Genomic DNA, 2,126 nt, shown 5'->3' with positions numbered 1-2,126 from the left:
AACGGAAAAATGGGGCAAGGTGGTGAAGTTTGCCGGCGCCAAGGTGGACTAGTGAAATGGTATCAAGGTAAGGTTTTCGGGCGCCAAACCGGCGTCCTCCTTACTGTGCATGGGGTTGTTTTCGAGATTTTTGGTCCGGGCCTAGCTGGCCGCGTTGCGCGGGGCGGTCTTGCCGAGCGAAACCGCCATCGCCGATATCAGCGGTTTCATGAAGAAGGCGTCGTTGGCGGGATAGATGTCCGTGCGCAGGTCGTGGGACTTCAACTCGTCTGACACGACAGGCCCGACCGAGGCGATCGGCGTGCGCGCCAGCCCCTCGCGCAATCGCGCTTCACATCCATGCGCCCGCGCGACGTCGAACAGGCGGCGCGCCTGGCCCGAACTGGTCAGCGCAATCGCGTCGATCCGGCCCTGCGCCATCTCGTCGATCGCGGTGATGATGTTGGTTTCGGCGGCCTGCGCGTCGTAGACGTAGGGCAGCACGGTGTCGACTTCAGCGCCTTGCGCCGTGATCGCGCCGATCAGCGCGCTGTGATCCTTGTCCGGATAGAGCTGCAGGCCGATGCGATGGCCCGCCAGATCGACCCGCGACAGCATCTCGGCAATACCTTCCGAGGTCGGCTTCTCCGTCGTCACCTGCGGCTCCAGCCCGATCTCGCGCAGCGCCCGGCCGGGTTTGGGGCCGCGCGCGAACTTGCGCGCCTTGCCGAAGGCCGCGATCAATTCCTGATCGACGCCGGTCCGCCGCGCCAGCTTCATCAGCCGCCGCAGACCCTCGCCGGTCATCAGCACCAGATCGTCGCAGGGGTCTGCGATGAAACGGCCGATCCAGGCCTCGACTGGCGCGGAATCCGGGGCGTCGTGGATGGTGAACATCGGACATTGCACAACGTCCGCGCCCTGCTCGGTGAGCAGGCGGGAAAACTGCGCCTCTTCACGGGTTTCCAGGATCAGAATGCGATAGCCGTTCAGTCTGTCAGCCATGATCCTGCTCTAACGCGATTCTGCTCTAACGTGTCGCCTGTTGTTTGTTCATCATGACGCCCCGACCGGGATTGGCGCAAGGGCGTTCCGGGTGATAGAGCAGGCCGCAAATCGCCGTTCCGCCCCCGTCTCCCGGAAGTCATCAAGCTCGCCATGCCCGATCATCAGTTCGTTCTGACGTTGTCCTGCCCGGACCGTCCCGGCATCGTTTCGGCCGTATCGACGTTCCTGGCCCATAACGGGCAGAACATTCTCGATGCCCAGCAGTTCAACGACGTCGAGACCGGTCATTTCTTCATGCGGGTGGTGTTCAATGCCGCCGATCTCGCGGTCAATCTGGCTTCGCTGCAGACCGGCTTCGGGGCAATCGCCGAACGCTTCGGCATGGAGTGGTTGATGCGCGACCGCGCCAGCCGTCGCCGGGTCATGCTGCTGGTCTCGAAATCCGATCACTGCCTCGCCGACATCCTGTATCGCTGGCGCACCGGCGAACTCGAGATGATCCCGACCGCGATCGTTTCCAACCATCCGCGCGACACCTACAGCAATCTCGATTTCGGCGACATTCCGTTTCACTACTTGCCGGTCACCAAGGAGACCAAGCGCGAGCAGGAGACCGCGGTCTGGAATCTGGTCGGCGAGACCAGGACCGACCTCGTGGTGCTGGCGCGCTACATGCAGATCCTGTCGGACGAGATGTCGGCGCGGCTGTCGGGACGCTGCATCAACATCCATCATTCGTTCCTGCCGGGCTTCAAGGGCGCGCGGCCCTATCACCAGGCGCATGAGCGCGGCGTCAAGCTGATCGGCGCCACCGCGCATTACGTCACCAGCGCGCTCGATGAGGGGCCGATCATCGACCAGGACGTCGAGCGCATCAGCCACCGCGATACGCCCGAAGACCTGGTTCGCAAGGGCCGCGATATCGAACGCCGCGTGCTGGCGCGCGCCATGCGCCATCATCTGGAGGATCGCGTGATCCTCAACGGCCGCAAGACCGTGGTGTTCATGGACTGACGGAACTGCGTCAGTCGAATTTGGGATTGAAGGCTCTCGGATTCCAGCCGAAGTCGCGCGTGGCCGGTGCGGAATCGAAGGTCATGTCCTTCATCATGCGGATGCCCATCGCGACATTGGCGCCC

Annotated in this window: 2 protein-coding genes; one reads left to right on the top strand and one right to left on the bottom strand. The window is 63.3% G+C overall.

The window, feature by feature from the left end:
- Nucleotides 1–141: 141 nt before the first annotated feature.
- On the bottom strand, nt 142–984 hold the full coding sequence (locus Q7U29_RS03500; protein WP_304738475.1) for a uroporphyrinogen-III synthase: 843 nt from the start codon (nt 982–984) through the stop codon (nt 142–144).
- Between the two features lie 153 nt (nt 985–1,137).
- Between Q7U29_RS03500 and purU the strand changes: the two genes are divergently transcribed.
- On the top strand, nt 1,138–2,001 hold the full coding sequence (purU, locus tag Q7U29_RS03495) for a formyltetrahydrofolate deformylase (RefSeq protein ID WP_304738472.1): 864 nt from the start codon (nt 1,138–1,140) through the stop codon (nt 1,999–2,001).
- Nucleotides 2,002–2,126 lie beyond the last annotated feature (125 nt).

Origin of the sequence: Bradyrhizobium sp. (assembly GCF_030654605.1) — a bacterium.
Classification (GTDB): Bacteria; Pseudomonadota; Alphaproteobacteria; order Rhizobiales; family Xanthobacteraceae; genus Bradyrhizobium.
This window is presented reverse-complemented; position numbering and strand designations above follow the sequence as displayed.